This window comes from Rhodococcus artemisiae (genome assembly GCF_036327795.1).
Taxonomy (GTDB): domain Bacteria; phylum Actinomycetota; class Actinomycetes; order Mycobacteriales; family Mycobacteriaceae; genus Rhodococcus; species Rhodococcus artemisiae.
Genome location: NZ_JAUTXY010000023.1, coordinates 27,225 through 53,625, shown reverse-complemented (window position 1 = coordinate 53,625; position 26,401 = coordinate 27,225). Strand labels below are relative to the sequence as shown.

General features: G+C 69.5%; 24 protein-coding genes. 13 read left to right on the top strand and 11 right to left on the bottom strand.

Features of this window, described 5'->3' with window-relative positions; all coding sequences use genetic code 11:
• Window positions 1-69 precede the first annotated feature (69 nt).
• Genes Q7514_RS30675 through Q7514_RS30660 form a run of 4 tightly spaced genes read left to right on the top strand, consistent with a single transcriptional unit; the run spans window position 70 to window position 4,652 of the window.
• Window positions 70-456, top strand: coding sequence for a chorismate mutase (locus tag Q7514_RS30675; RefSeq protein ID WP_330137032.1), 387 nt, complete (start codon window positions 70-72; stop codon window positions 454-456).
• Window positions 457-463: 7 nt separating this feature from the next.
• On the top strand, window positions 464-2,680 hold the full coding sequence (gene pabB / locus Q7514_RS30670; protein ID WP_330137031.1) for an aminodeoxychorismate synthase component I: 2,217 nt from the start codon (window positions 464-466) through the stop codon (window positions 2,678-2,680).
• Window positions 2,677-3,618, top strand: coding sequence for a prephenate dehydrogenase (locus tag Q7514_RS30665; protein ID WP_330137030.1), 942 nt, complete (start codon window positions 2,677-2,679; stop codon window positions 3,616-3,618). Before pabB ends, Q7514_RS30665 begins: the two co-directional genes overlap by 4 nt.
• Entirely contained in the window at window positions 3,615-4,652 is a 1,038-nt protein-coding gene (locus Q7514_RS30660; RefSeq protein WP_330137029.1) for an AurF N-oxygenase family protein, read from the top strand. Before Q7514_RS30665 ends, Q7514_RS30660 begins: the two co-directional genes overlap by 4 nt.
• 40 nt (window positions 4,653-4,692) lie before the next feature.
• Here Q7514_RS30660 and Q7514_RS30655 read toward each other — a convergent pair whose 3' ends face one another.
• The 4 genes from Q7514_RS30655 to Q7514_RS30640 are packed head-to-tail and all read right to left on the bottom strand — an operon-like array spanning window position 4,693 to window position 9,371.
• Window positions 4,693-5,502 (bottom strand): polyprenol monophosphomannose synthase, encoded by an 810-nt coding sequence (locus Q7514_RS30655; protein WP_330137028.1) that lies wholly within the window; start codon window positions 5,500-5,502, stop codon window positions 4,693-4,695.
• Entirely contained in the window at window positions 5,502-7,124 is a 1,623-nt protein-coding gene (gene lnt / locus Q7514_RS30650) for an apolipoprotein N-acyltransferase (RefSeq protein WP_330137039.1), read from the bottom strand. The genes Q7514_RS30655 and lnt overlap by 1 nt, the downstream gene beginning before the upstream one ends.
• Before the next feature lie 59 nt (window positions 7,125-7,183).
• Window positions 7,184-8,803: an amidohydrolase gene (locus tag Q7514_RS30645; protein WP_330137027.1), complete on the bottom strand. Its 1,620-nt coding sequence runs from the start codon at window positions 8,801-8,803 to the stop codon at window positions 7,184-7,186.
• 22 nt (window positions 8,804-8,825) lie between these two features.
• A complete protein-coding gene (locus Q7514_RS30640; RefSeq protein ID WP_330137026.1) occupies window positions 8,826-9,371 on the bottom strand; it encodes an FxsA family protein in 546 nt (181 codons plus the stop codon).
• 152 nt (window positions 9,372-9,523) lie between these two features.
• On the opposite strand from Q7514_RS30640, the gene Q7514_RS30635 reads away from it, so the two are divergent.
• From Q7514_RS30635 to Q7514_RS30625, 3 genes are read left to right on the top strand one after another with little or no spacing between them, the layout of a single operon-like run.
• On the top strand, window positions 9,524-10,288 hold the full coding sequence (locus Q7514_RS30635) for a TSUP family transporter (protein ID WP_330137025.1): 765 nt from the start codon (window positions 9,524-9,526) through the stop codon (window positions 10,286-10,288).
• Window positions 10,289-10,310: 22 nt separating this feature from the next.
• Complete coding sequence (locus Q7514_RS30630) at window positions 10,311-11,822, top strand: TldD/PmbA family protein (RefSeq protein ID WP_330137024.1); 1,512 nt, start codon at window positions 10,311-10,313, stop codon at window positions 11,820-11,822.
• Entirely contained in the window at window positions 11,819-13,192 is a 1,374-nt protein-coding gene (locus Q7514_RS30625; RefSeq protein ID WP_330137023.1) for a metallopeptidase TldD-related protein, read from the top strand. Before Q7514_RS30630 ends, Q7514_RS30625 begins: the two co-directional genes overlap by 4 nt.
• 37 nt (window positions 13,193-13,229) lie before the next feature.
• On the opposite strand, the gene Q7514_RS30620 is transcribed toward Q7514_RS30625, so the two are convergent.
• Genes Q7514_RS30620 through Q7514_RS30600 form a run of 5 tightly spaced genes read right to left on the bottom strand, consistent with a single transcriptional unit; the run spans window position 13,230 to window position 16,973 of the window.
• Window positions 13,230-13,484 carry a hypothetical protein gene (locus Q7514_RS30620; RefSeq protein ID WP_330137022.1) on the bottom strand — a complete coding sequence of 85 codons (255 nt, stop codon included), beginning with the start codon at window positions 13,482-13,484 and terminating at the stop codon, window positions 13,230-13,232.
• Window positions 13,485-13,526: 42 nt separating this feature from the next.
• Window positions 13,527-14,060 (bottom strand): glutathione peroxidase, encoded by a 534-nt coding sequence (locus Q7514_RS30615; protein ID WP_330137021.1) that lies wholly within the window; start codon window positions 14,058-14,060, stop codon window positions 13,527-13,529.
• A gap of 49 nt (window positions 14,061-14,109) precedes the next feature.
• Complete coding sequence (locus Q7514_RS30610) at window positions 14,110-14,508, bottom strand: PPOX class F420-dependent oxidoreductase (protein WP_330137020.1); 399 nt, start codon at window positions 14,506-14,508, stop codon at window positions 14,110-14,112.
• Between the two features lie 45 nt (window positions 14,509-14,553).
• Window positions 14,554-15,828, bottom strand: coding sequence for an acyl-CoA dehydrogenase family protein (locus Q7514_RS30605; RefSeq protein WP_330137019.1), 1,275 nt, complete (start codon window positions 15,826-15,828; stop codon window positions 14,554-14,556).
• Entirely contained in the window at window positions 15,825-16,973 is a 1,149-nt protein-coding gene (locus tag Q7514_RS30600; RefSeq protein WP_330137018.1) for an acyl-CoA dehydrogenase family protein, read from the bottom strand. Before Q7514_RS30600 ends, Q7514_RS30605 begins: the two co-directional genes overlap by 4 nt.
• A 138-nt stretch (window positions 16,974-17,111) precedes the next feature.
• Between Q7514_RS30600 and Q7514_RS30595 the strand changes: the two genes are divergently transcribed.
• The 5 genes from Q7514_RS30595 to Q7514_RS30575 all read left to right on the top strand — a co-directional run bounded on the left by Q7514_RS30595 (window position 17,112) and on the right by Q7514_RS30575 (window position 23,272).
• Window positions 17,112-17,966: a precorrin-3B synthase gene (locus Q7514_RS30595; protein WP_330137016.1), complete on the top strand. Its 855-nt coding sequence runs from the start codon at window positions 17,112-17,114 to the stop codon at window positions 17,964-17,966.
• Between the two features lie 48 nt (window positions 17,967-18,014).
• The gene (locus Q7514_RS30590; protein WP_330137015.1) at window positions 18,015-19,508 is read left to right on the top strand and encodes a dihydrolipoyl dehydrogenase family protein; all 1,494 of its coding nucleotides are present in this window, start codon (window positions 18,015-18,017) and stop codon (window positions 19,506-19,508) included.
• Between the two features lie 245 nt (window positions 19,509-19,753).
• Window positions 19,754-20,575, top strand: coding sequence for a pentapeptide repeat-containing protein (locus tag Q7514_RS30585; RefSeq protein ID WP_330137014.1), 822 nt, complete (start codon window positions 19,754-19,756; stop codon window positions 20,573-20,575).
• Between the two features lie 96 nt (window positions 20,576-20,671).
• Window positions 20,672-21,727, top strand: a complete 1,056-nt coding sequence (locus Q7514_RS30580; RefSeq protein WP_330137013.1) for a tyrosine-type recombinase/integrase — start codon at window positions 20,672-20,674, stop codon at window positions 21,725-21,727.
• A gap of 93 nt (window positions 21,728-21,820) precedes the next feature.
• Window positions 21,821-23,272, top strand: a complete 1,452-nt coding sequence (locus tag Q7514_RS30575) for an NAD(P)/FAD-dependent oxidoreductase (RefSeq protein ID WP_330137012.1) — start codon at window positions 21,821-21,823, stop codon at window positions 23,270-23,272.
• A 17-nt stretch (window positions 23,273-23,289) separates the two neighbouring features.
• Here Q7514_RS30575 and Q7514_RS30570 read toward each other — a convergent pair whose 3' ends face one another.
• Both Q7514_RS30570 and Q7514_RS30565 read right to left on the bottom strand, forming a co-directional pair.
• Window positions 23,290-23,742, bottom strand: a complete 453-nt coding sequence (locus Q7514_RS30570) for a PaaI family thioesterase (protein WP_330137011.1) — start codon at window positions 23,740-23,742, stop codon at window positions 23,290-23,292.
• 223 nt (window positions 23,743-23,965) lie between these two features.
• On the bottom strand, window positions 23,966-24,709 hold the full coding sequence (locus Q7514_RS30565; RefSeq protein WP_330137010.1) for a hypothetical protein: 744 nt from the start codon (window positions 24,707-24,709) through the stop codon (window positions 23,966-23,968).
• A 279-nt stretch (window positions 24,710-24,988) separates the two neighbouring features.
• Here Q7514_RS30565 and Q7514_RS30560 point away from each other — a divergent pair, with 279 nt between their 5' ends.
• Window positions 24,989-26,371, top strand: coding sequence for a FecCD family ABC transporter permease (locus tag Q7514_RS30560; RefSeq protein ID WP_330137038.1), 1,383 nt, complete (start codon window positions 24,989-24,991; stop codon window positions 26,369-26,371).
• Window positions 26,372-26,401: the final 30 nt, after the last annotated feature.

The following is a 26,401-nucleotide window of genomic DNA, read 5'->3' as shown; positions in this document are numbered from 1 at the left end:
TACCACCTTCACATCACGCACCGCATCCGACGATCATCCGGTCGGGCAGCACCCGGGAGGTGAATACACGTGAACGACAACAACACCGCCACCGGCAGTGAAATCGACGCCGTCACCGACCCCGAGGCCGCGCTCGAGGCGTTGCGCGTCGAACTCGACCGCGTCGACCGGACGCTGCTCGAGGGTGTCCGAGATCGGCTGGCACTGTGCACGCGCGTCGCCGAACTCAAACAACAACACGACATCGCGGTGCTGCAACCCGGTCGCATGCAGCTCGTGCAGCGCCGCGCCCGCGACTACGCGGACCGCCACGGACTGTCCGCCGAGTTCGTGCGTGAACTCTACGACCTGCTGATCGAAGAGGCGTGCCGGGTCGAGGACCTCATCGTCGCCGGCGGCGAGAAGACCGCGCCCGGCGACCTGGACGACACCGTCTCCGCCGAGCACCGGAGCTGACTGCGTCATGGCAGCGGCTGCGTCTCCCTCCGGCCCCGGGTCTTCGTCGAACGCCGGGTCGTCCACCCCGCCGGTCCGCACACTGCTCGTGGACAACTACGACTCGTTCACCTACAACCTCTACAGCCTCCTGACCCGAGTCAACGGCACAGCCCCGATCGTGGTCACCAACGACACCTCCTGGGACGAGGTCCTGACCCTCGACTTCGACAACGTCGTCATCTCCCCCGGTCCCGGCCGCCCGGACCGCGAACGCGACTTCGGGATCAGTGCGCGCGCCCTCACCGAACTGTCCGTCCCGGTGCTCGGGGTGTGCCTCGGTCATCAGGGACTGTGCCATCTGTTCGGCAGCGACGTCGTCCGTGCTCCCGAACCGGTGCACGGCCGCACCAGCGACATCCTGCACGACGGGACCGGTCTGTTCGCCGGGATCCCCTCCCCGTTCACCGCCGTGCGCTACCACTCGCTGATCGTCGAGCAGGTCCCCGACGAGTTCGACGTCCTCGCCCGCACCGGCGACGGGTTGCTCATGGCCGTCGCGCATCGCGACCGTCCCCTGTTCGGGGTGCAGTTCCACCCCGAATCCATCGGCACCGACTACGGATTCGAACTGCTCGACAATTTCCGAGCCGCCACCGCCACACACACGCGCACCGCCCGTAACGGTGCCGCTGTACCGGCCCCGGCGGTGGAGGCCACGGGGTTCGTGCTCGAGAGCCGCACCCTCGAATGCCATCCCGACCCGCACGCGGTGTACGAGGCGCTGTTCGCCGCGGGCCCGCACAGTTTCCTGCTCGACGGCAGCGACGCTCTCGAACCCGATTCACGGTTCACGGTGATGGGCGACGCGTCGGGGCCCCGCGCCGAGTTCGTCAGCTACAGTGTCGCCGAAACGCTGGTGCGGGAATATCACCCCGACGGCACGCAGACCTCGTACCACCGCACGTTCTTCGACCACCTCGACCGCAGACTCACCGAACGCCGGATCGCGCCCCGCGACGATCTCCCGTTCGCGTTCGGGCTCGGCTACGTCGGGTATCTCGGCTACGAACTCAAAGCCGACGCCGGCGGTCAACTGGTGCACACGTCCCCGGTCGCCGATGCCGCCATGGTGTTCGCCGACCGCGCCGTCGTCCTCGATCACGAGGCCGGACGCTGCCACCTGCTCGCGCTCAGCGAACACCTCGGCGAGGCCGCGACCGCGGCCTGGTTCGACGAGACGTCCGCGGTGCTCGCGACCTTGTCCGACTCGGTGCCGGCCGCCCCGCCGCCGTTGCTCGTGCGCGCCGACCGTGACGAGAAGATCCGGGTGCGACACGACCCGCACCGCTATCTCGAACTGATCGGCCAGTGCCTCGCCGAGATCCGAAGCGGCGAAACGTACGAAGTGTGCCTGACCAACACGGCCACCGTCGACCGGCACATCGATCCGCTGCGCACCTACCGGGTACTGCGCAGTATCAGCCCGACACCGTACAGTGCGCTACTGCGTTTCCCCGGGCTGTCGGTGCTCAGCGCCTCCCCGGAACGGTTCTTGCGGATCGGGACGGACCGCGTTGTCGAATCCAAACCGATCAAAGGCACCCGCCCGCGCGGCACCACCGCCGCGCAGGACGCCACGCTGCGCGAGCATCTGCGCACCTGCGAAAAGGACCGCTCCGAGAACTTGATGATCGTCGATCTGGTGCGCAACGACCTCTCCCGGGTGTGCACCCCTGGATCCGTGCACGTCCCCAAGCTCTTCGATGTCGAAACCTATTCCGCGGTGCACCAATTGGTCTCCACTGTCCGCGGAACCCTCCGTCCCGACCGGACCGCGGTGGACTGTGTGCGGGCCGCGTTCCCGGGAGGCTCGATGACCGGTGCACCGAAACTGCGCACGATGGAGATCATCGACAAATTCGAGGACGGGCCGCGTGGCGTCTATTCGGGGGCGCTCGGATATCTGTCCCTGACCGGCACGGTCGATCTGTCCATTGTCATCCGCACCATGGTCGCCACCGATCATCAGGTCAGCTTCGGTATCGGCGGCGCGATCGTCGCGCTTTCCGATCCGGACGACGAACTCGAAGAAACCCTGGTCAAGGCCGTTGCGATGCGCCGCTGCCTCGCCGACCCCGATGCGGGCGGCACTGGCGGAACCGACCCGGCCGGCACCAACGGGACCGCCGGCCGAGCCGGCACCAACGGGACCGCGTCGCTGGCAGACGGAACCCGCCGGTGACGGCGGCACCCCTCGGGCCCGTCGTCGTCGCCGGCGGGTGCGGGGAGGTCGGCACGATGCTCGTCGCGGCGCTGCACGGCGACGGTCACCGGGTCCACATTCTGGATCCGGCATCGCCGGATAATATTGCCCCGCAATGTGATTCACATGACTTCACGATCCGAGCAGACATCACGGCACCGACCCCTGCTGCCGAATCCGTACTGCGGGCGGCCGCAACCGTGGTCCTCGCCGTCCCCGAACCGGTCGCTCTCGCTGCGCTCCCCACTCTCGCGGGATTGCTGCCGCCCGATGCGCTGCTGGTCGACACCCTGTCGGTCAAGACCGCGATGGCCGACGCCGTGCACAACGCACTGCCCGACCGCGCGGCGCTGGGCATCAATCCGATGTTCGCCCCATCCCTGGGGATGGCGGGCCGACCCGTCGCCGTCGTCGTCTACCGCGACGGACCGCCCGTGGATCGGTTCGTCGCAGCGCTACGCCGATGGGACGCGCGCGTCGTGCCGGTCGGCGCCGACGAACACGACCGGGTCACCGCCACCACTCAGGCCCTGACCCACGCGACGGTCCTCGCGTTCGGATTGGCACTCGATGCCCTCGATCCGCCGGCCGCCGCGGACACCACCGCCCCGCCGCCGCACATGCTGCTGCGCGCCCTGCTCGCGCGCGTCGCTTCCGGGGTGCCCGAGGTGTACCACGACATCCAGGCGGCCAACCCGTACGCGGCGCAGGCCCGGCGTGCGCTCCGCAACGCCCTCGACGAACTCGACGCGGCCGCCGACGACCACCGGATCGACGCGTTCGACACCGTGATGACCCGGGCGAGTACCACCCTCGAACCCGGCCTCGACCGGTATCGTGCGATCTGTGGGCAGCTGCTGACGATGCTGCCGTCCGCACCACCCGGACCCGACCTCGAGAACGGGGGGCCGCGATGATCGATCCCGAATTCGGAATCCCACTCGCACACGCCGGCGCCGCCACCGCAGAACCCGTGCGTGCCCGGCTCCGTCCCCCCGAACTCCCCGGCCACGACCCGACCGATCCCGTCGAGAGCGCCGTGATCCGCGGACTGTCCCGCTCGTGGGGTCGCCGCGCCGCGGTCAAGAAGGACGAACCGGACCTCGACGCGATGTTCGAGCCGGCGCTGCGCGACTTCCCTGACAGGATGATCCCGTTCCACAATGATCCACGTTTCCTCGCGCTCGACGAGCACCACCGCGCCCGGATCGGGGCGTGGGCCTGGATCGCGTACAACAAGAACGTCATCGACATCGAACAGCACGTCGTCAACCCCGGATTCGGCTTGATCACCTCGGATGTGTTCGGCCTCGGCCCGCACGACACGGTCACCGTCGGGGTGCTGCAGGCGATGGTCGACGAGCAGTACCACACACTGATGCATCAGAACGCCAACTCCTTGACCCGCCGGCGCCGCGGCTGGGCGATGCCCGATGCGGTGCTGCCGCCGTGCGCTACCGTCCGCGCCCACGACGCGGCGGTCGCCCACGCCCTCGACCTGCGGCATGCGGCGTTGATCCGGTTGGCCTTCACCACCGTCGCCGAAACGTCGATCAGCGCGTATCTGGGCTTGTTCACCGGCGACGAGACGGTACAACCGGTCAACCGCAGCACCGTGGCCGTGCATCGCCGCGACGAACTGTGCCACAGCTCCCTGGCCGGGGAACTGCTCACGATGGTCTTCGACGAACTCGACGCCACCGAACGTGAACTGCTGCTCGACGCGCTCGCCACCGGGATCGAAGCGTTCACCGGAAACGACATGGACACCTGGGCCGCGATCGTGGCGCACGAGCAGATCCCCGGTGGGCAGGCGATGCTCGCCGACACCGCCGCGGCGGCCGCCGCACAACCGGTGGTGCAGGACTGCACCGCGATCCGACGGTTGTGTGGGCATCTCGGCGTCGAAGCCGACCTCGTGGCGCGCGGCCCGTTCGATCACCCGGGGTGAGACACCCGACCGAACGTCAGCGACCGAGCGACACCCGGTGTCACCGACCGAGCGACCGAGCGAGCAATGCCCGCCCCTTCGACAGCCGTGACTCGACCCCCCACAGCGTCACCTTGAGCAACGCTTCCTGCACGATATTGCCGCTCATCTTCGACTCACCGATCTCTCTTTCGGTGAACGTGATCGGCACCTCGCCGACCGTGAATCCCGCTTGCAGGGTCCGCCACGCCAGGTCCACTTGGAAGCAGTAGCCGTGCGAGGCGATGGCGTCGAGATCGAGGGTTTCGAGTACGTGCCGCCGGTATGCGCGGTAGCCGCCGGTGATGTCCTGCACGTTCACCCCGAGCGCGAGACGCGAATAGATGTTGCCGCCGCGGGAGAGCACCTCGCGATGCCACGGCCAGTTCACCACGGTGCCGCCCGGCACATACCGCGATCCGAGGACCAGATCGGCGCCGGCATCGACCTGTTCGAGCAGCAGATGCAACTGCTCGGGAGCGTGACTGCCGTCGGCATCCATTTCCACGAGCACCGTGTAGCCGCGGTCCAGACCCCACCGGAACCCGGCGATGTACGCGGCACCGAGACCGTTCTTCTCGGTGCGGTGCATCACCTCGATGCGCCCACCCGACCCGTCAGGGCCACGGTCGGCGGCCGCGAGCTCGTCGGCGAACGCGCCGGTGCCGTCGGGGCTGCCGTCGTCGACGATCAACACGTGGGTGTGCGGAAGCGCAGCGTGCAGCCGCTCGACGATCCGTCCGATGTTCTCGCGTTCGTTGTACGTCGGAATGATCACCAGAGTGCGGGCGCTCGGTGCGCTGGTGTCCCCGGCCGGCGTCGCCGCTGCCATCAAAGGTCCTCCCTGTCGAACCGGCCGTCGGCCGGGGTTGGTGCTGCGTCGGTGTCGGGCTGTGACCCCGACGCATCGCGGCGCCGGCGGTCGCGCACGAGAGCGACACCGGCGGCGGCCACGGCCCCGACACAGAGCGCGAGCTCCGGGACGGGTCCGAACCGACTAGCCAGCGTAGCGTCTTGCCGCAACTGCACGCGCGCGACCAACGCTGCCGGCTCGAACAACGCGGTGCGTTGCTGTACTCGACCGTCGGGGTCGACGACCGCGCTGACCCCGCTGGTCGCGGCGACGATCACGGTGCGGCCGTGCTCGACGGCCCGCACCCGCGACATCGCCAACTGCTGGTAGGTCATCTCGGTGTCCCCGAAGGTGGCGTTGTTCGTCGGCACCGCCAGCAGCTGCGCGCCGGCGTCGATCGAGTCGCGGAACGCCCGGTCGAATGCCACCTCGTAGCAGGTGGCCACCCCGATCGTGATGCCCGCGGCAGTGACGGTGCCGTCCCCGTCGCCCGGCACGAAGAACCCGGCACGGTCCGCGTATTCGGAGAACAACCGGAAGAACGACCGATACGGCAGATACTCGCCGAACGGTTGGATGATCCGCTTGTCGTGTTGCTCCCCGGGCCCGGACTGCGCGTCCCACACGATCACCGAGTTGGTGGTGGTGCCGTCACCGTTGATCAGCACCGCACCGACGAGAATCGGTGCACCGATCGCGGCGGACGCGGCAGAGATGTCGGCGGCGGCGTCCGCGTTGCGCAGCGGATCGATGTCGGAGGCGTTCTCCGGCCAGATCACCACATCCGGGGCGTCGACCTGACCGCTACGGACCTGCTCGGCGAGCTCGAGGGTCTGCGCGACATGATTGTCGAGGACCGCCTTGCGTTGCGCGTTGAAGTCGAGGCCCAGGCGCGGCACACTGCCCTGGATCGCCGCGACCGTCACCGCCCTCCCGCCCGAATCCGGGGTGTCGGCGGTGACGAGCAGGGGCCACGCCGCCAGCGCCGCGAGCGGCGCCACCGACATCCACGCGACCGCTATCCACGGGCCCCCACGATCCGACGGACCGCGGTTCCGGTGGCGCAGCACCGCGAGCACGAGCGCGGCCGCGCCGCTACCGATCAACGCCACCGCGAACGACACCAGCGGGGCGCCCCCGACCGCGGCGAGCCACACCAGGAACCCGTCGGGCTGCCCGAACGCCAACCGGCCCCACGGAAACCCGCCGAACGGTACCGACGAACGCAGATATTCGGTCAGCGACCACGCCGCCGCGATCCACAACGGTGCCGCCGGCATCGACCGCAGATGCACCACCAGCGCCCCGAACAGCCCGAGGAACAGCGCTTCGGCCGCCGCCAACGCCAACCACGGCAGCGGCCCGACATACACCCCGATCCACGGCAGCAACGGCACCAGGAACCCCAGGCCCGCGAGAAAGCCGTATCCGAACCCTGCCTTCCGCTGCATCGGCCGGGCCGTCAACACGACGACCAGGACCGCGATGCCCACCGGCGCCAGGAACCACAACGGCCGCGGCGGGAAACCCGCGAACAACAGTAGTCCCGCCCCGACCGCGGCCAGCGACCGCGCCGACACCGGGGCGAGCCGCCGCGTCAACGACGCTCCCGCTCCCGTCCGGAACCACCCGGACGGAACGGCATCCTGTGGGTCGGCACTCACCGCTCGTACACCACGCGGCCGCGATGCACACTGCGCACCAGCACCGGATCCGCGGTACCCGGGCTCAGATCCGGCAGCGGCGCCACCCGCGACCGCGGATCCGTCGACCAGCGCTGCACCCCGTCCTTGGGGGCACTGATCACCAACTCCCCCGCCTCCCACAACGCGTACGACGCCGGAGCCCCCGGATCCAACGTGCCCGCCAGACCGTCCCGGACCCCACCGGCCCGCCACGCCCCACGCGTCGCCGCAGCGAACGCGGCGCGCGGCGAGATGCCGCTGCCGTCGGTACGGTGATGCACCGCCGCCCGCAGCATCGCCCACGGGCGCGGCGCGGTCACCGGCGCATCGGACCCGAACGCCAGCGAGGTGCCGGTCGCGGCGATCGCCGCGAAATCGTTGAGCGCGGCGGCGCGTTCGGTGCCGAGCCGCTGCGCGTACATCCCGGACGGGCCACCCCACGCCGCATCGAACCCGGGCTGCATGCTCACAAGGATCCCGTACCGCGAGAGCACCTGCGCCTGCGCGGCGGTGACGGACTCGACGTGCTCGAGACGATGCCCGCACGACGCGACGGCGGGCCCACCGAGATCCGCGGCGACCTGCTCGATCGCCGTGATCGCCGCGGCGGTCGCGGCATCCCCGATCACATGGAATCCGGCCTGGATGCCGGCGACGGTACAGGCCCGCAGATGCGCAGCGATCGCTTCGACATCGAGGTAGGTGCGGCCGCAGCAGTCCGGCGCATCGAGATACGGCTCCGACAGCCACGCCGTACGCGACCCGAACGCGCCGTCGACGAACAGGTCGCCGCCGAGCGCGTGCGCCCCGGTGTCCGCGAGCACCGTGCGGGCCTGCTCCGCGGTGGTGACGGCCAGCCCCCAGTAGCCACGCACCTGCACCGGATGATCGAGGGCGAGCAGTTCGGTGAAGTCGTCGACACCGAAGATGTCGGGGCCACCGCACTCGTGCACCGCGACGATCCCGTGCGCGGCCGCGTCGTCGAGGGCCGCGCTGCGCGCGGCGGTGCGTTGCTGCGGGGTGAGCGCCGCGTGCGCGGCGGCGCGCACCGCATGATGCGCGGCGGCGGTCAGTGGCCGCTCCGGGTGGTACCCATCGAGTCCGGTAGCCTCCGCAGCCGCCCGCAGGGTGCTCGAGGCTGCCGCCGAATGCGCGTCGACCCGAGCCAGATACACCGCACGACCGGGGGCCGCGGCATCGAGGTCCGCGGTGGTCGGGGCAGCATCGGGCCACGTGGTCTCGTCCCAGCCCTGCCCCCAGATGACGGCGGCGTCGTGGGTCTCAGCGAACTCGGCGACTCGGCGCAACAACTCGGCAAGGCTGCCGCTGCCGGACAGGTCCACCGCGAGCGGGTTCCGGTCGGTGACCGTCAATCCCTGCGCGGTGACGTGCACGTGGGTGTCGACGAACCCGGGCGCGACGAACAGTCCGTCGAGGTCGACGATCTCTGCGTCCGGATGCAAGGCCTTCCCCGGACGGTCCTGACCGACCCACACGATGTGTCCGTCCGTGACCGCCATCGCGGTCGCGTCCGGGGCTGAGGAACTGTAGATGCGGCCGCCGACGAGAAGCCGGGTGCGCGGTGCTGAACTCACGAGAGTCCAGTCTGCCCCCTCATCACGGGTGTCGGCGGGGCGGGGTGTCGACGATCTCGCCCTCGAGCACCCCGTCGCTGGGGATCACCGGCTCGCTCGGGCCGGGAGCGGTCAGGCGCGGATCGGCACCCACGACGGTGTGTTCGACGACCTGCCCGTCCACCACCACCGTGCGGGTACCCCGCACCGTGGCGCCGTGCCGCGCGACCTGCCGCGCCGCGGCCGCGCGCACCAGCGGACGCAGCACCGCACGGGTCGGCAGCAACAACACGATCCCGAGAATGCTGGTGATCAGCCCGGGCACCAACACCAGGGCGGCTCCGACACCGATGAGCGCACCGTCGGTGAGCATCCGCTCCGGCGTCACATCGAGGTTCGGTGTCGCGCCACCGCGCAGCGAGGTCAGATCGCGCAGCGCGCGGCGTCCGCGGGAGGCGAGCACCGCGTAGCCGAGCACGCTCACACCCAGGAACAGCAGCACGGTGACGAGCGCGCCGAGCGTGGAGCCGAGCCAAGCGAGTACGGCGATCTCCGCGACCACGTAGGCGAGGAACAACAACAAGTACATGGCGGTCCTTCCGGGTGCCGGCCGCGCCGTCTGTTGCAGGGGATGAGCGGCCGTTACCCGATCAACGAACGGGAGCGCGTTTTTTCTCCCGAGCCGCCGGCGCACGTGCGCGCCGTGCCCGACACCGCGGTTCGCCGTGATCGAATGGCGTGATGAGCGCCGCGGACTGGGCCGTACTGCTGGTGGCGGCCACGGCCGCCGGATGGGTCGACGCCGTGGTCGGCGGCGGCGGGCTGATCCTGCTGCCTGCATTGTTCCTCGTCGCCCCGCAGCTCACTCCGCAGGCGGCGTTGGCGACGAACAAGCTTTCGGCGATCTTCGGTACCGGCGCGGCGGTCATCACCTTCGCGCGGCGCATCCCGTTGCAGTGGAAGGTTCTGGCCCCTGCCGCGCTCGTCGCGGCGGTGTGCGCGGCCGCAGGCGCGGCGGCGGTGTCGCTGATCGACCCGGACGTGTTCATTCCGCTGGTGATGGTGGTGCTGGTGTCGGTCGCGGTGTTCGTCACGGCACGCCCTACCCTCGGGACCGCCCCGGCCCACAAACCCAGTGTGACGCGCATGGTGGCGGTGATCGTGGGCGCGGCGGCGGTCATCGGGTTCTACGACGGCATTCTCGGGCCCGGCACCGGCACCTTCTTCATCATCGTGTTCGCGGCGATGCTCGGCAGCGAGTTCGTCACCTCGGCGGCGATGGCAAAGGTCCTCAACTTCGGGTCGAACCTGGGGGCACTGGTGTTGTTCGCGCTCGGGGGGCATGTGTGGTGGACGCTCGGGTTGGCGATGGCGGTGTGCAATGTCGCCGGGTCGGTGCTCGGGTCGCGCACCGCGCTGCGGCGCGGCGCCGGGTTCGTGCGGGTGGTGCTGCTGGTGGTGGTCACGGCGATGGTGATCCGGCTCGGAATTCAACAGTTCGGGTGAGCGGGCCGATACGCTGCTGCAGGTGAACGTCGTCGATCCGGATTTTCTGGCGCTGCCGTTGCCGCGCATCGGCGATGCGGCGCTGTCGGTGGCCCGCGCGGCGGGTGCGCAGCACGCCGATGTGCGGGTGCATCGGGTGCGCACCCAGTCGTTGATGCTGCGCGACAGTGCGGTCCAGTCCGCGGTGGACGCATCGGACCTGGGGGTCGCGGTGCGGGTGCTGATCGACGGAACCTGGGGTTTTGCGTCGAATCCCGAACCGGATCCCGACGGTGCCGCGCACGCGGCGGCTCGTGCGGTCGCGGTAGCGCGGACGTTGCGCCCGATCAACCGCGATCCCGTCGAGTGGGCACCCGAACCGGTGTACCGGGACGCGACGTGGTGCTCGGACTACCGCAGCGACCCGTTCGCCGTGCCCATCGACGAGAAGGTCGCGGTGCTCACGGACTATTCGCGCCGGCTGCAGGGCGTGGACGGTGTGCACCACGTGGCGGCAGGGTGCGAGCTGGTCAAGGAGCAGAGTTTCTACGCGGATCTGGCGGGGTCGTCGATCACACAGCAGCGGGTGCGGGTGCATCCGCATCTGGAGGCGACCACGGTGGACCGGGATGCGGGGACGTTCGAGTCGATGCGCACCCTGGCCGCACCGACCGGGCGAGGCTGGGAGTACGTCGCATCGGATGCGGTGTGGGACTGGTCGGGTGAGCTCGCGGCGCTGCCCGAGTTGCTGATCGAGAAGGCGCATGCTCCGACGGTGACGGCGGGCCCGACGGATCTGGTGATCGACCCGACGAATCTGTGGCTGACCATCCACGAGTCGGTCGGGCACGCCACCGAATACGACCGGGCGATCGGCTACGAGGCCGCGTATGCGGGGACTTCGTTCGCGACGCCGGACCGGCTCGGGTCGCTGCGCTACGGCGGCACCGCGATGCAAGTGACCGCCGATCGCACCGACCCGCATGGGCTGGCCACCGTCGGATTCGACGACGACGGGGTGGCCGCCCAGTCGTGGGATCTGGTGCGCGACGGCGTGCTGGTGGGCTATCAGCTGGACCGGGCGTTCGCCGCCAAGGCCGGTGTGGGCCGCTCGAACGGCTGCGCCTACGCCGATTCGGCGCATCATGTGCCGTTGCAGCGGATGGCGAACGTGTCGCTGCAACCGGATCCGCAGGTCGATCGGTCCACGGCCGATCTGATCGGCGGGGTCGAGGACGGACTGTATGTGGTCGGTGATCGCAGCTGGTCGATCGACATGCAGCGCTACAACTTCCAGTTCACCGGGCAACGTTTCTACCGGATCCGCGGCGGGCGTCTGGCCGGTCAGGTGCGGGATGTGGCATATCAGGCGACCACCACCGACTTCTGGGGTGCACTCGAGGCGGTCGGCGGGCACTCGACATACCAGCTCGGCGGCGCGATGAACTGCGGTAAAGCGCAACCCGGACAGATCGCGGCGGTGAGTCATGGTTGCCCGTCGGTGCTGCTGCGGCAGATCAACGTGCTCAACACCCGGCAGGAGGGCGCTCGATGATCGACGCTCCCCGGCTCGTCGACGCCGCGTTGGCCGCGTCCCGCGCCGACGAGACGATCGTGCTGGTCACCGACAGAGACGACGCGAATGTGCGGTGGGCGGGTAGTTCGATGACCACCAACGGGGTGATGCGCTCGCGCAGTTGGACGGTGATTGCGATCCGCCGCGACCCGCAGCCGCGCTGCGGCATCGTGACCGCCCCGAGTGTGACCGCCGACGAGGTCGCCGCGGTGGTGGCCGCGGCGGTCGCGGCCGCCGACACCGCCGCCGAGGCCACCGACGCGATGCCGCTGCTGCCCGGCGACGGTGTGACTGTCGACTGGGCGGACGCGTCGGCCGGCACCGGCATCGAGGTCTTCGGTGACGTGTTCGAGGCGTTGGCCGCCGGTTTCGGCGACGACGGACGAGATCCGCTGTACGGGTTCGCGCATCATCAGGTGCACACCACCTGGCTGGGCACCTCCACCGGGCTCCGACGCCGCTGGACACAGAAGGACGGGTCTCTCGAGATCACCGCGAAACGCGGTGGGCTGTCCGGTGCGGGCGCCTGGGTGGGGGCCGGCACCACCGACTTCACCGACGTCGACACCGCTGCGCTGCTCACCGAACTGGACCGGCGGCTCGGGTGGGCCGGCAACACGGTGGCGTTGCCGCCGGGCCGGTACGAGACGCTGCTGCCGCCGTCGGCGGTGGCGGATCTGATGATCTACCTGATGTGGTCGATGGGTGGGCGCGGCGCCGAGGAGGGACACACCGCCTGGTCGCGGCCCGGCGGCACCCGCATCGGCGAGACCGTGGCGGCGTTGCCGTTGACGTTGACCTCGGATCCGGCAGCGCAGGGTCTGGCCTGCCCACCGTTCCTCACCGCGACTGCCTCGACCGACACGGTGTCGGTGTTCGACAACGGTCTCGATGTCGAACGTGTCGATTGGATCCGCGACGGCACCGTAACGGCGTTGACGTATCCGCGAGCAGCGGCGGCCGAGTTCTCCGCGCCGGTGACCGCGCCCGGGGAGAATCTGCTGCTCACCGGCGGCTCGAATGCCACCCTCGACGAGATGATCGCCGGCACCGAACGCGGTCTGCTGCTCACCACCCTGTGGTATCTGCGGGACGTGGATCCATCGGCGCTGCTGCTGACCGGACTGACCCGCGACGGGGTGTACCTGGTCGAGGACGGGCAGGTGCGCGGCGCGGTGAACAACTTCCGGTTCAACGAATCCCCGCTCGATCTGCTGCGCCGCGCCGTCGAGGTCGGGGCGACCGAGCGGACGCTGCCGCGGGAATGGAACGACTGGTTCACCCGTACCGCGATGCCGCCGATGCGTATCCCCGATTTCCACATGTCCTCGGTCAGCGCCGCCCAGTGAGAGCAGTGCCGCCCGGTGGGTCGAGCCGGGAGTCGATTCAGGGTAGGTCGCGCCGGTGCCGAGCCGGACTGCCGACGTACAACGCATTCGGGGCACAGTCGGTGGTGACCAGCGAATTCGCGCCGAGTCTCAGCCGGCCCAGCCCCTGCACTACCACACCGCGGTGGATCAGACTCGGCGCCGACACCTGCACACCGGCACAGCGCAGCAACCGCTGCCGCAGGGCGCCGGGTATCACCGGAAGCCCTGCGGCAGCGACGAACACGGATTGAGACAGATAGGTGCGGTGCACCCGGCACTGCCTCCCACAGTCTTCTTCTGCAGCCGACGCTCCTCAGAGCAGGTCGGCGAGTTGTTTCGCGATCTCCTCGGGGGTGACGGTGGGCTCGAAGCGGCGCACCACCGTGCCCTCGGCATCGACGAGGAATTTGGTGAAGTTCCACTTCACCTCGTCGGTGCCGATCGCCTCGGGACGCGACTTGCTCACATGCTCGAACAGGAATCCGTTGTCGGGACCGAAGTCACCGGGGGCCTGCTCACGCAGATACGTGTACAGCGGCGCCGCGTCGTCACCGTTGACGTCGATCTTGCCGTAGACCGGGAACGTCACGTCGTAGTTCACCGAGCAGAACTCCTGGATCTCGCTGTCGGTACCCGGTTCCTGACCGCCGAACTGGTTGCACGGGAACCCGACGATCTGCAGCCCGGCGTCCTTCTTCTCGCGGTGCAGCGCCTCGAGGCCCTCGTACTGCGGGGTCAGGCCGCACTTGCTCGCGACGTTGACGATCAGCAGGTGCCTACCGCGGTGCACACCGAGGGATTCGGTACCGCCGTCGGCGGTGGTGACGGTGAAATCGTGGACGCTCACAGCTCTCCTAGGGTGTTCGGGGTCGTCTGTCGAATATCGAATGCTCGGGTCAGTCGAGGGTGCAGGCCAACCCGATCGTGCCGGACCGGCCGCGCCGCAGCAGGCTGCCCTTGACGGTCAGCCACCCGAACAGCCGGTACTTGCCGATGATCGCGGATCGGGTGCGTTCGGTACCCGCGTCGTCGAGGATCTCTGCAGTGCCGGGTACCGCGGCGCTGCGCGGACGACCCCGGGCATCGCACACCGCGAGCGTGATCCGCGGATCGCGGCGCACCCGCCCCACCTTGTGGGAACCGGTCGCCGTCCACACCAGCAACCGATCCCCGTCGGCCACCGCCCACACGGCGGTGGCGACGGCGGTGCCGTTCTTCCGGAACGTGCTCAGCAGCACATACTGGGCGGCGGCGAGGTCGGCGAACGACGGTGTGGTGACTCCCCCATCAGGCATGCGCCCACCCTACGGAACGACCACCGGTATGCGCGCGGCGGCGGTTCATCCTCCGGTGGGGGCGCCACGTGGCACGTCGCGGAACGCGAGATTCGGGTCGTGGCTGCGCTCACGCGGCATCCCCAGCACCCGCTCGCTGATCGTGTTGCGGGCCATTTCGGTGGTGCCACCGGCGATCGTGTACGACTGCTGCATCAGGAAATCGGTGCCGCATTCGGCGACTGCGCCGTCGTCGGTGTCCCACGCCGCGCCGTCGGCGCCGGTCATGTCGTAGATGATCGTGGTGAGGCGGGTGGCGACGTCCCCGGACATCAACCGCAGGATGCTCGCCGCCTGGTCGGTCATCGCTCCGGTCGTCATGGCGTGCCCGATCCGCTGCTGCAGCGCGTTCTTGACCAGTTCGAGGGTGTCGGCCTCGCCGATCAGATCGCGAGCGAGGGGGTCGTCGAGTCGTCCCGCGTCGCGGGCGACCTCGAGGAGTTCCTCGGTGCGGGAGCCGCCGCGGCTGCTGCCGGCCGGCAACGTCGCGTACGGCGAACGCAACAGCAGCCGTTCGTGGAACATCCAGCGGGTACCGACGGTCCAGCCGGCGTCGACCTCCCCGATCCGGTCACTGTCCGGGATCCGCACGTCGGTCATGTATTCCTGGCAGAACTCCTTCGACCCGCTGAGCATCTCGATGCGGTGCACCTCGATGCCCTCGGCCTTCAGCGGCACCATGAACACCGTCAACCCGCGATGTTTGGGCACATCCCAGTTGGTGCGGGCCAGGCACAACGCCCAGTCGGACCACCAGGCCCCGGTGGTCCAGATCTTCGAACCGTTGAGGATCCAGTCGTCGCCGTCGCGGATCGCAGTGGTCACCGCGCCCGCCACATCGGATCCGCCGCTGGGCTCGGAGAGCATCTGCATCCACAGTTCCTCGCCGCGCAGGATCGCCGGGATGTGCCGCTTCTTCTGTTCCTCGGTGCCGAAATCGAGCAGCACCGCCGCACACGGCACGAACGTCGGCGCCTGTAGTCGCGCCGGATACTCGAAGCCGGCGAGTTCGTCGTTGAGGACGCGCTGGTGTGCGGGGGTCAGTCCCTGCCCGCCGTACTCGCGGGGAATGCTGATTCCGGCGAGCCCGGCGTCGAACATCGACCGTTGCAGTGCGCGATCGTGCGTGACGGCGGCGAGTTCGTCCTCGTCGGAGGTTTCCTTGCGCAGCACCCCGACGTGCGCGGCGGGATCTGCGGATGCGAGATTCGCACGGATCCAGGTGCGGGCGCGGGCGCGGAACTCGTCGAGGGTTTCGATCTCGACCTCGGTCTGGGTCACTGTGCGCTCTCCTTCGACGTGGCGGCGGCCGAGATGACGGCATCGGCGAGTATCCGGCGGTGCTCGGCGGGGGTGCCGTAGGTGGACCGGTTCGCGGCGACGCGCCGGGTATACAGGTGCAGGTCGTGTTCGAAGGTCAGACCGATACCGCCGTGGAACTGCACGCATTCCTGCATCAGATCGGAGGCGTGGTCGCCGATGTAGGCCTTGGCCGCGCTCGACAGGCGGGCCGCGTCGGGGGTGTCCGCGGCGACGGCGGCAGCGGCGGTGTCGCTGATCGCGTGACACGCCTCGAGCCACATCTTCATGTCCGCGAAGCGGTGTTTGATGGCCTGGTAGGAGGCCAGGGCCCGGCCGAACGAGTACCGGTCGAATGCCCACGCCACGGTGGTGTCGAACGCGGTCTGCAACGCACCGACGGTTTCGGCGCAGCCCAGCACGATCGCCAGATGCCGGGCGTACTCGTCGTCGGCGGAGCCGTCGCCCGCGGCGCCGAGCAGCGCGCCCGCGGGTAGCCGCACGTGGTCGAACTCGACCTTTGCGTAGCGGCGGGTCAGATCCACCGAGCGCATCGCGGTGACGGTCACGCCGGGAGTGTCGCGGGGAACGAGGACGTGGCTGAGTCCGTCGCCGGTGCGGCCGGTCACCAACAGCAGATCGGCGGCGGGGGCGGCTTCGACGGGGCGTTTGGTGCCGTGCACGATCACGTCGTCGCCGTCGACGGTGATCGTCAGCGGGGCGGTGGCAGCACGGGCCTCCGGACGTGGTTCGGCCGAGCACCACGCAGCGGTGACGGAGCCGTCGAGCAACCCGGCGAGGGTGTCGTGGTGGTGACTGTGCCGACCCAGCAGGGCGGCGACCACGTTGGTCGGGACGAGCGGTCCGGGTGCGGCGTGCCGGCCGAACTCGTACGCGATCAAGGTCAGGTCGATCAGTCCCGAGTCGCTGATGGAGCCGCCGCCGTGCGCTTCGTCGACGAGCAGGCTGGTCCAGCCCAACTCGGCCCCGGCACGCCAGAAGCCCGGGTCGAATCCGGCGGCGTCGTCGCGCAGGCCTCGCAGGACCGCGACCGGGGTGCGTTCCTGCAGGAATCTGGCGGTGGTGTCGCGGAAGAAGTCCTGGTCGGGCGTGGGTTCGAGCAGCATGCAGTGCCTCTCGTCTCGGTGGCACCCACAAGTGGAGTACCTCAATCTCATTAATGAGAATATAGTTATCCAATCCTGTAAAGGAAAGTCTCTTCGGTGGGTTTCGGGACACTGCCCCGCACCGGGATACTGGAGGGCGTGACCGCGACGAACCCGAGCGACGACACCGCACCCGCGACAGACGACACCGCAGCAGTGGACGTGCAGTTGCCCGCCGGAACGCTGACCGCCGCGCAACTGCAGACCCTCGCCGACCTCGCGCACACCCACGCCGGTGGCGTCCTGCACCTGACCCCGCACGCGCACCTGCGCCTGCACGGCAACCCCGCGCCCTTGACCACCGCCGTCACCGATGCCGGATTCACCGTGGGCCACCCCGCGCTGCCGCGCCTGCTCGCATCCCCCCTCAGTGGACGCATCGGCGGACTCCGCGACATCCGGTCTCTCACCGACACCGCACTGACCCGCCTGCCCACCGCGCGCCCCGGCGTGATACTCGGACTCGACGACGGTACCGGCGACATCGTCGCGCTGACCCCCGATCGCGCACTGCTCGCCCTCCCCGGCGACGAATGGGCTCTACTCCTCGGCGGCGAGGACACCGGGATCCGCCGAACCGCCCCTGCCGGTGCCGTCGACCTCCTGTTCGACGACACCACAAGCACCGGCACCACACGCACCGACACCGCACGCACCGACACCGCACGCACCGACACCACTGCCACCCCCACTGTCGTCCCCCCGCCCCCGACCCCACCGATCGGATGGCTCGACCAACCGGACGGCACCGTCACCCTCGCCGGAGGCCTACCCGGCGGTGTACTCCCCGCCCGCCTCGCCGAATTCCTCGCCGCCGTCGAACGCCCCCTCGTCGTCACCCCCTGGCGCTCGGTGCTGCTGTGCGACCTCGACGAACAGATCGCTGAACAGATCGTGCGCGTTCTCGCACCCATGGGTTTGATCTTCGACGCACAGTCGCCGCACCTGCGGTAACCCGCCGAACCGCTCCGCCTCGCACCGGACCGGCCTACCGTGGGACAGGTGAGTTCCGAACCGGCCGACTCTGCATCCCCAGCCTCCGAGACCGCCTCCGACTCCGACACCTTCGACGTGATCGTGCTCGGCGCAGGACCCGCCGGCGAGAACGCCGCGCAATACGCCATCGCCGGATCCGACCGCACCGCCGCCCTCGTCGAACACGAACTGGTCGGCGGCGAATGCTCCTACTGGGCATGCATGCCCAGTAAGGCTCTGCTGCGCCCCACCCAGGTCCTCGGCACCGCCACGCACATGCCCGGCGTGCAGCAGCACGTCACCGCCGAGCACGTCGACGTCCCCGCCGTCCTGACCCGCCGCGACCGGTTCACCTCCGGCCACGACGACTCCTCCCAAGTGCTGTGGGCCGACGCCGCCGGCATCGACGTGATCCGCGGCCACGCGCACCTCACCGGGCCCCGCACTGTCACCGTCGACGGCGACCACCCTCGCACCCTGCACGCCCGCCACGCCGTCGTCCTCGCCACCGGCACCGTCGCCACCGTCCCCGACCTACCCGGACTGCGCGCGGCGCTGCCCTGGACCTCCCGCGACGCGACGAACCTGCAGCAGATCCCCCGCCGGGCCCTCGTGATCGGCGGCGGCGTCGTCGCCTGCGAAACCGCCACGTGGCTACGGCAACTCGGCGCCGACGAGGTCACCGTCGTGGTCCGTGGACCACGCCTGCTCGCGCGGGTCGAACCGTTCGCCTCCGAAGCCGTCGCCGCCCGGATGCAGACCCACGACGTCCGGCTGCGGTTCGGAACCGAAGTCACCGCGGTGACGCGCCCCGACGTCCGCGACACCGGCGTCGGCATGATCCACGGCGGCCCCGCCACCGCGGAGTTGACCGACGGCACCACCGTCGAAGTCGACGAACTCGTCGTCGCGACCGGCCGCCGGGCCGCCGTCGACCACCTCGGCCTCCACACCGTCGGGCTCGACACCGGCAACGTGACCGTCGACGACCACCTCACCGTGACCGGCGGCGACGGCACCTGGCTGTACGCGGTCGGCGACGTCAACGGCCGCGCCGCCCTGACCCACATGGGCAAATACCAGGCCCGGGTGTGCGGCGACGTCATCGCCGCCCGCGCCGAGAACCGGCCCCTGGACGACCCGCGGTACCGCGCCGGCGCCGACCACGGGCAGATCCCCCAGGTGATCTTCACCGTCCCCGAGATCTCCTCCGTCGGGCACACCGCCGACTCGGCCCGCGACGCCGGACTCGACGTCGAGGTGCTCGAGGCCGACATCGACGTCGCCGGCGCCGCCCTGCACCGCGACGACTTCACCGGTCACGCAGCGCTTGTCGTCGACCGCGCCACCGATGTCCTCGTCGGCGCAACCTTCGTGGGGTCCGAGGTCGCCGAACTCGTCCACACCGCCACCGTCGCGATCGTCGGGAAGGTGCCCCTCGGTCTGCTGTGGCATGCCGTCCCGGCCTACCCCACGATCAGTGAGGTGTGGCTGCGCCTGCTCGAAACCCGCCGGCCGTGACACCGAGGACCGGTCCGGCGATGCGAAGGACATGCCCTGACCGCACCCGGGGTCGCTCCGCCTGCACGCCGTCAGTAGTAGTGTGCGGGGCAGTGAACACATCCTTCTGTGCTTGAGAATCGACTTTCGCGTCGATCGTGAACAACGCCGCCTGCGCGCGGCGGTGATTCCGTGCGCCCCGAGTGGGGTCCCGATCCTGGGCCCCCGACTCCGCTCTCATCGGAATCACACTTCTCGGAGTTCTCATGCGCCGTCTTCCCCCGTCCAGCCGCACTCTCCTGCCCCGCACCGAACTACTCGGTGACTGCCACAGCTGTGTCGGCTTGTGTTGCACCGTCTTCGGATTCTCCCGCTCCCGCGACTTCGCCACCGACAAACCCGCCGGGACGCCGTGCCCACACCTCGCGTCCGATTTCGGCTGCACGATCCACGACGTCCTGGGCCCACGCGGGTACCGCGGCTGCACCGTGTTCGACTGCTTCGGCGCCGGGCAAGCCGTCACCGCCCGGACCCCCGGCCACCTCACCGGCGCGGTGTTCCCGAGGATGAAGCAGTTGCACGAGATGCTCTGGTACCTCCATGAGGCAGCCGATCGTGCCCTCGACCCCGACGACGTCACCGACGCCGCTGATCTGGCTGCGACGATCACCGCATTCGCTCGGCTCGGGGCCTCCGAATTGCTCGCCCTCGACCTGGACGCGCTGCACGAGCAGGTGCGCCTCCTGCTCGTCGCGGTCAGTGACGCACTGCGCGCGTCGTATCACTCCACCGGCACACCCGATCCGCGACTGCACCCCGGCGCGGAACTCGCAGGCCGGTCTCTGCGCGGCCGTGTCCTGTGCGGCGCCGACCTGCGCGGCGCGTGCCTGATCGGCGCGGATCTGCGCAGCACTGATCTGAACGCGGTGGATCTACTCGGCGCCGACCTGCGCGATGCCCGTCTCGACGGCGCCGATCTGTCGTCGGCACTGTATCTGACGGGCCCGCAGATCGCGGCGGCGCGCGGTGACCGCGACACGCTGCTGCCTCATCGGGTGCCGGTACCGCAGTGGGCCCGGCAATCCTGAGCCGCACGAACCACCCGCCCCACCGGACACGTCGGTCCCTCCTGGCACACTGGATTCGCACATGCGTACGACAACCGCGAAAGGTGGATGCTGCCGATGACGAGCCGGGACGGATCGGGCCTACTCGAGTGGGTCGCGTCGTACCTGGAGACCCTGCAGACCGCGAAACGCTCGGCGCACACGGTCAAGGCGTACCGCCTGGATCTGCACGGGGTGTGTGCTGCGCTCGCGGCGGCGCGCGGCGGCACCCCGGACACGTTGACCATCGCAGACCTCACGATCCGCGGGCTGCGCTCGGCGTTCGCCACGTTCGCGCGCGAACGCCAACCGGCGTCGGTGCGGCGCGCCTGGTCGGTATGGAACAACTTCTGCAACTTTCTCGTCACCGAGGGGCTCTCCGAGGGCAACCCGATGGCCTCGATCACCCAGCCGAAACGCCCCGAACACACCCCGAAGGCATTCAAACCGGCCGCCGTGGGGCAACTCGTCGACACCTTGACCCACGACGCGCAGCACCCGAGCGGGTCGCCGCGGGACTGGCCGCAGCGGGATCTGGCGCTGGTCGCGACCCTGCTGCTCACCGGTATCCGGTCGGAGGAGTTGATCTCGCTGGATCTGGCGCACATCCTCGGCGGGCTCGACGCCCCCGTGCTGCGGGTGCACGGCAAGGGCGCGGTCGAACGGGAGATCCCCCTCGAAGACAGCTGGACGGCCATCGTGTCCGCCTACCTGCAGGAGCGCTATGTCCGGTTTCCGCCGCTGCGGCGTTCGGTGCTCGCCGACCGCGCGGATCTGCCGATGTGGGAACGGCACACCCCCACCGATCCGCTGTTCGTCGGCGCCGACGGCCAGCGCATCACCCGCGGAACCCTGCAATACCGGGTGCGGCGCATGTACCGGCGGGCGGGTATCGAATCCGAACGCAAACGAGGGGCGCTCGCGCATGCGCTCCGACACACCTTCGCGACATCGCTGGCCGACAACGGCGCGACGATGGTCGAGTTGCAGCAGCTGCTCGGGCATCGGTCGTTACAGACCGTACAGATCTACACCTCGGCGACGAACGACGCGGTGCGGCACGCGGCCCGCCACAACCCCGTCTACGGACTGCTCGGCGGATCCGATCGCACTGTGGACGACGGCGAGAGCTGACAGACTGGTTCCGAACCACAGACTGGTTCCGAACCGCAGTGTCGAGGCGCGCTCCGCACATGAGGACGCACCGAGAACAACGAAGGAGCTTGCATGAGCGTCGAATCGGTGGAAGCTGCGCGTCATCGCGTCGTGGTGATCGGATCCGGGTTCGGTGGGTTGTTCGCCGCGCAGGCCCTCGGCCGCACCGACGCGGACGTCACGCTGGTGGCGCGCACCACCCACCATCTGTTCCAGCCGCTGCTCTACCAGGTGGCGACGGGCATCCTCTCGGTCGGCGACATCGCCCCCGCCACGCGCATGGTGCTGCGCAAGCAGGAGAACACCCAGGTGCTGCTCGGGGAGGTCGACCACATCGACCTCGAGAACGGGACGGTCACATCCCAGTTCCTCGAGCGACGCACCACCACCGACTTCGACTCGCTGATCGTCTCGGCGGGCGCCGGCCAGTCCTATTTCGGCAACGATCATTTCGCGGAGTTCGCGCCCGGCATGAAGACCATCGACGACGCGCTCGAGTTGCGCGGCCGGATCCTGGGCGCGTTCGAGCAGGCCGAGTTGTCGAACGACCCGGAGGAGCAGGCACGGCTGCTGACCTTCGTGGTGGTGGGCGCGGGCCCGACGGGCGTGGAGCTGGCCGGGCAGATCGCCGAGCTCTCACGCCGCACCCTCAAGGACACGTTCCGCCACATCGATTCGACGCGGGCGCGCGTGGTCCTGCTCGACGGCGCATCGGATGTGCTGCCGGTGTACGGCGGGAAGCTGTCGAAGAAGGCACGCAAGACCCTCGAAGGTCTCGGTGTGGAGATCCAACTGGGTGCGATGGTCACCGGCGTCGACGCGGACGGCCTGACGGTCAAGGAGAAGGACGGCACCGAACGCCGCATCGAATCACAGTGCAAGGTGTGGTCGGCGGGTGTGGCGGCGAGCCCGCTCGGCAAGCAGCTGGCGGCGCAGTCCGGTGCCGGGATCGACCGGGCCGGTCGCGTCGAGGTGCTGCCCGACCTGTCGTTGCCGGGATACCCGAACGTGTTCGTGATCGGCGACATGATGTCGCTCGACAAGCTTCCGGGGCTCGCGCAGGTCGCGATGCAGGGCGGCAAGTACGCGGCGAAGCAGATCGCCGCATCCCTCGAAGGCCAGGACCCGTCCCAGCGGCCCCCGTTCAAGTATTTCGACAAGGGGTCGATGGCGACGATCTCGCGGTTCAGCGCGGTCGCGAAGGTCGGCAAACTCGAGATCAGTGGGTTCCTCGGCTGGATCGCCTGGTTGTTCATCCACCTGCTGTATCTGGTGGGGTTCTCGTCGAAGATGTCGACGTTGTTGTCGTGGGCGCAGGCGTTCTTCTCCGCGGGGCGCAACGAGATGGCGGCGACCGAACAGCAGGTGTTCGCGCGGATCGCGATCGAGCGGCTACGACACCACGAGAACTCCCGCACTGCCGGCAACGGCAGCGCCACCGAACAGGGCGCCGCCGGGACGGACGCTGCCGCCGCGACCGACAACAGCGACTCGTCTCCGGCGGATCGCAAGGCCGCCGGCTGACGAGCGCAGCATGGCCGTCAGTTCCCGATGCGGGCGCTGTCCTCGATATTCGCGAGCCGCACCTGGCCCTGCGAGACGACCCGGTCCTGCGCGTCGGTGATCACCACCCGCCACAGTTGCTGGGTGCGGCCCCGGTGGATGGGGGTGCCGACAGCGGTGAGGACGCCCTCGCGGGTGGCGCGCAGGAAATCGGTGTTGTTGTTGACGCCGACGACGTTGCCGCGATCGCCGAACCAGATGGCGCCGCCCATACTCGCGATGGTTTCGATGACCGCGCAGTACACCCCGCCGTGCACGATGCCGTAAGGCTGATGCTGGGTCGGTGTCACGGTCCACTGGGCGCGGACGGCATCGGCGGTGAGTTCGAGGAACTCCAGTCCGAGTGCTGCTCCGAACCCGGTGCGGTTGAGTGTGGTCACCTCGGCGGCATCGAGTGCAGCGCTGCGCTCCGGCGTGGATTGATCGGTCATGTCTGTGAACTCTCCTGCTCGATCGGGCCGGCCGGGGCGCCGGTGTCCATCGAACGATGGTAGGGCATCGACGTTTTCGTCCGGCGGGAGAGCAACCTCGGGAAGAGCGAGGCCGGAACGGACCGGCGGGCCTCGCGTGTGATCGCGAGGCCCGCCGTCGGGATGGACCGGGAGTCTCTGCAGCCCTCAGGACTCCGGCACGGTCCGGTGTTGCGCGTCTCCACTATAGGGAAGGCTGACCTAATCCCACAAGGCCTCGCACCGGATGCCCCGCGGCCACGAAGGCATCCAACAGCTGCTGGCCACGTCGTGTCGCGTCGCGGCGGGACGCTCCGCCGAGGACGGGCAGCTGCGATGCACCGGTGACGACGGTGCGTCCGACCATCGCCCAGAAGCGGGTGCGGTCGAGCGGGGCGCATCGCTGCACGGCCTCGTGCACCGCGGTCAGGGCGGTCACGGCGCGATGCGCCGTCCACACCGCCATGGCTTCCTCGCACGGCAGCACCACGACCCCACGATCGGCGGCAGCCCGGTCCCCCGGAAGCACGCGCAAGGTGTCGTCGGCAATACCGGCCCAGTCGATGCACCCGTCGCTGTCCTGGTGCAGCCAGAGATTGTCGAGGCCGGGATCCCACACGCGCCCCTCGAGAGCGAGCGGGGCGAGCACCCGGCCGACAATCGAGTGGATGAGCGCGGCGGCGACCTGCTCGGCCGCGATGCGCGGTTCCTCCACGTCCTCGAGCGAGCGTCGGTAGAGCAATTCGATGCGCTCGGTGCGCTCGGCACTGCCGAGGCCCCACCAGCGACGCTTGGGTTCTTCGTCGATACAGGCCACGGCATAGACGCGGGGCGATCCCGCGGCGAGCGCCCGCAGGCGGGTGCGGGTGTCCTCGAATGCGCGGACGCTCCGGTCGTCGAACGTGGTGACCGGAGCAGTGGTGGTCGGCGGCAGCAGCAGAGTCGTCATCCGACACCTCTCTTGTCGACGGGAACCCAGCGGATTGCTTAGGTAAGGCTAACCATTACATCCGGGGTGGGGGTCGCGCAACCCGCCTCACCTGAAGAACCCGTCACAACGAAGCGTGACCTCCGGACCGGACCCACCCGGTGACAGATCGAAATAGGATTCCGTAACCTAACCTCCAGACCTACCCGAGAATCCCGTCACGAGGAGCGCCCCACGCACGTGGCCACCATTCGACCCCCCTCCCCAGAACTCACGGCCACCGAACCCACGACCACCGAGTTGACCGGACCGCCCACCACGGCCCGGCGTGTCGTCGCGGAGTTGCTGGACCTCGCTCTCCTCGCCATCCCCCTCGTCATCGGCGCCCTGCTCGTCGACACCCTCGGCGACGCCAACGGAGGGGGACAGACCGACCGCGTCGTCTTCGGTGGCGCCGCGCTCGCCGCCACCGCCGGATTGCTGCTGTGGAACCGCGGCCGCCGGGAAGGACGCACCGGCGCGAGCCTCGGCAAGACCTGGACCGACCTCATCACCCGCGACCCGGACACCGGCGCCCCCGTCGGCCCCCGCCGCGCCCTCCTGCGCCGCCGCACCGAAGTCGTCATGGCCCGCACCGCCGACGACGACGGCTTCACGCCGCTGCCCGCGGACACCAGCGTCGCCGGGATTCGCCGCAGGCGACTCCTCGGACTGCTCACCCTCGCCGTGATGCTCGTGCTCGTCCTGCTCGCCAGTGTCGCGATCGGGGCCCGCCCGATGACCTTCACCGAGGTGTTCCATGCACTGTTGGTCAACGACGGCGCCGAAACCGACGTGATCATCCACTCCCTGCGCATTCCCCGCACCCTGCTCGGACTGCTCGTCGGCATCGCCCTCGGAGTGGCCGGTGCCCTCATCCAAGGCCACACCCGCAACCCCCTCGCCGACGCCGGCCTGCTCGGCATCAATGCCGGCGCCGCACTGTTCGTGGTGCTCTCGATCTACCTGCTGGGCACCAGCACCCCGGCCGAATACCTGTGGTTCGCCTTCGCCGGATCCCTGTTCGCCAGCGTCGTCGTATTCGGGTTCGCCTCCATCGGCAACGGCGGCTCGAGCCCCCTGAGTCTGGCCCTCGCCGGCGCCGCCGTCGCCTTCTTCCTTCAAGCGATGATCCAAACCGTCGTCCTGCTCGACCAGACCAGCCTCGACGGCTACCGCTTCTGGGTGGTCGGTTCCGTCGCAGGACGCGGCATGGACGTGCTCTGGCAGGTCCTGCCGTTCATCGTCGTCGGCCTCGTCATCGCCCTCGCGAGCACCCCCGGACTCAACGTGCTCAGCCTCGGTGAAGACGTCGCCCGCTCCCTCGGCACCAACATCGTCCTGACCCGCGTCATCGGCATCGCCGTGATCACCATCCTCACCGGCGCCGCCACCGCCGCGTGCGGCCCCATCGCGTTCGTCGGCCTCATCGTCCCGCACATCGCCCGCGCCATCACCGGCCCGGACTACCGCTGGCTCGTCCCCTACGCGGGACTGCTCGGCGGGGTGCTGCTCGTCCTCGCCGACGTCATCGGCCGCATCGTCGTGCGCCCCGGCGAACTGCAGGTCGGCATCGTGCTCGCCCTGGTCGGCGCCCCCTTCTTCATTGCCCTCGTCCGCCGCCGGAAGCTGGTGTCGCTGTGACCGACCTGACGAAGATCCCCACCGCGACCC

Coding starts and splice junctions, on each gene's coding strand:
- pabB (WP_330137031.1), top strand. CDS start 464: ATGGCAGCGGCTGCGTCTCCCTCCGGCCCCGGGTCTTCGTCGAACGCC.
- Q7514_RS30660 (WP_330137029.1), top strand. CDS start 3,615: ATGATCGATCCCGAATTCGGAATCCCACTCGCACACGCCGGCGCCGCC.
- Q7514_RS30655 (WP_330137028.1), bottom strand. CDS start 5,502: ATGGCAGCGGCGACGCCGGCCGGGGACACCAGCGCACCGAGCGCCCGC.
- Q7514_RS30640 (WP_330137026.1), bottom strand. CDS start 9,371: ATGTACTTGTTGTTGTTCCTCGCCTACGTGGTCGCGGAGATCGCCGTA.
- Q7514_RS30635 (WP_330137025.1), top strand. CDS start 9,524: ATGAGCGCCGCGGACTGGGCCGTACTGCTGGTGGCGGCCACGGCCGCC.
- Q7514_RS30625 (WP_330137023.1), top strand. CDS start 11,819: ATGATCGACGCTCCCCGGCTCGTCGACGCCGCGTTGGCCGCGTCCCGC.
- Q7514_RS30610 (WP_330137020.1), bottom strand. CDS start 14,508: ATGCCTGATGGGGGAGTCACCACACCGTCGTTCGCCGACCTCGCCGCC.
- Q7514_RS30600 (WP_330137018.1), bottom strand. CDS start 16,973: ATGCTGCTCGAACCCACGCCCGACCAGGACTTCTTCCGCGACACCACC.
- Q7514_RS30585 (WP_330137014.1), top strand. CDS start 19,754: ATGCGCCGTCTTCCCCCGTCCAGCCGCACTCTCCTGCCCCGCACCGAA.
- Q7514_RS30580 (WP_330137013.1), top strand. CDS start 20,672: ATGACGAGCCGGGACGGATCGGGCCTACTCGAGTGGGTCGCGTCGTAC.
- Q7514_RS30575 (WP_330137012.1), top strand. CDS start 21,821: ATGAGCGTCGAATCGGTGGAAGCTGCGCGTCATCGCGTCGTGGTGATC.
- Q7514_RS30570 (WP_330137011.1), bottom strand. CDS start 23,742: ATGACCGATCAATCCACGCCGGAGCGCAGCGCTGCACTCGATGCCGCC.
- Q7514_RS30565 (WP_330137010.1), bottom strand. CDS start 24,709: ATGACGACTCTGCTGCTGCCGCCGACCACCACTGCTCCGGTCACCACG.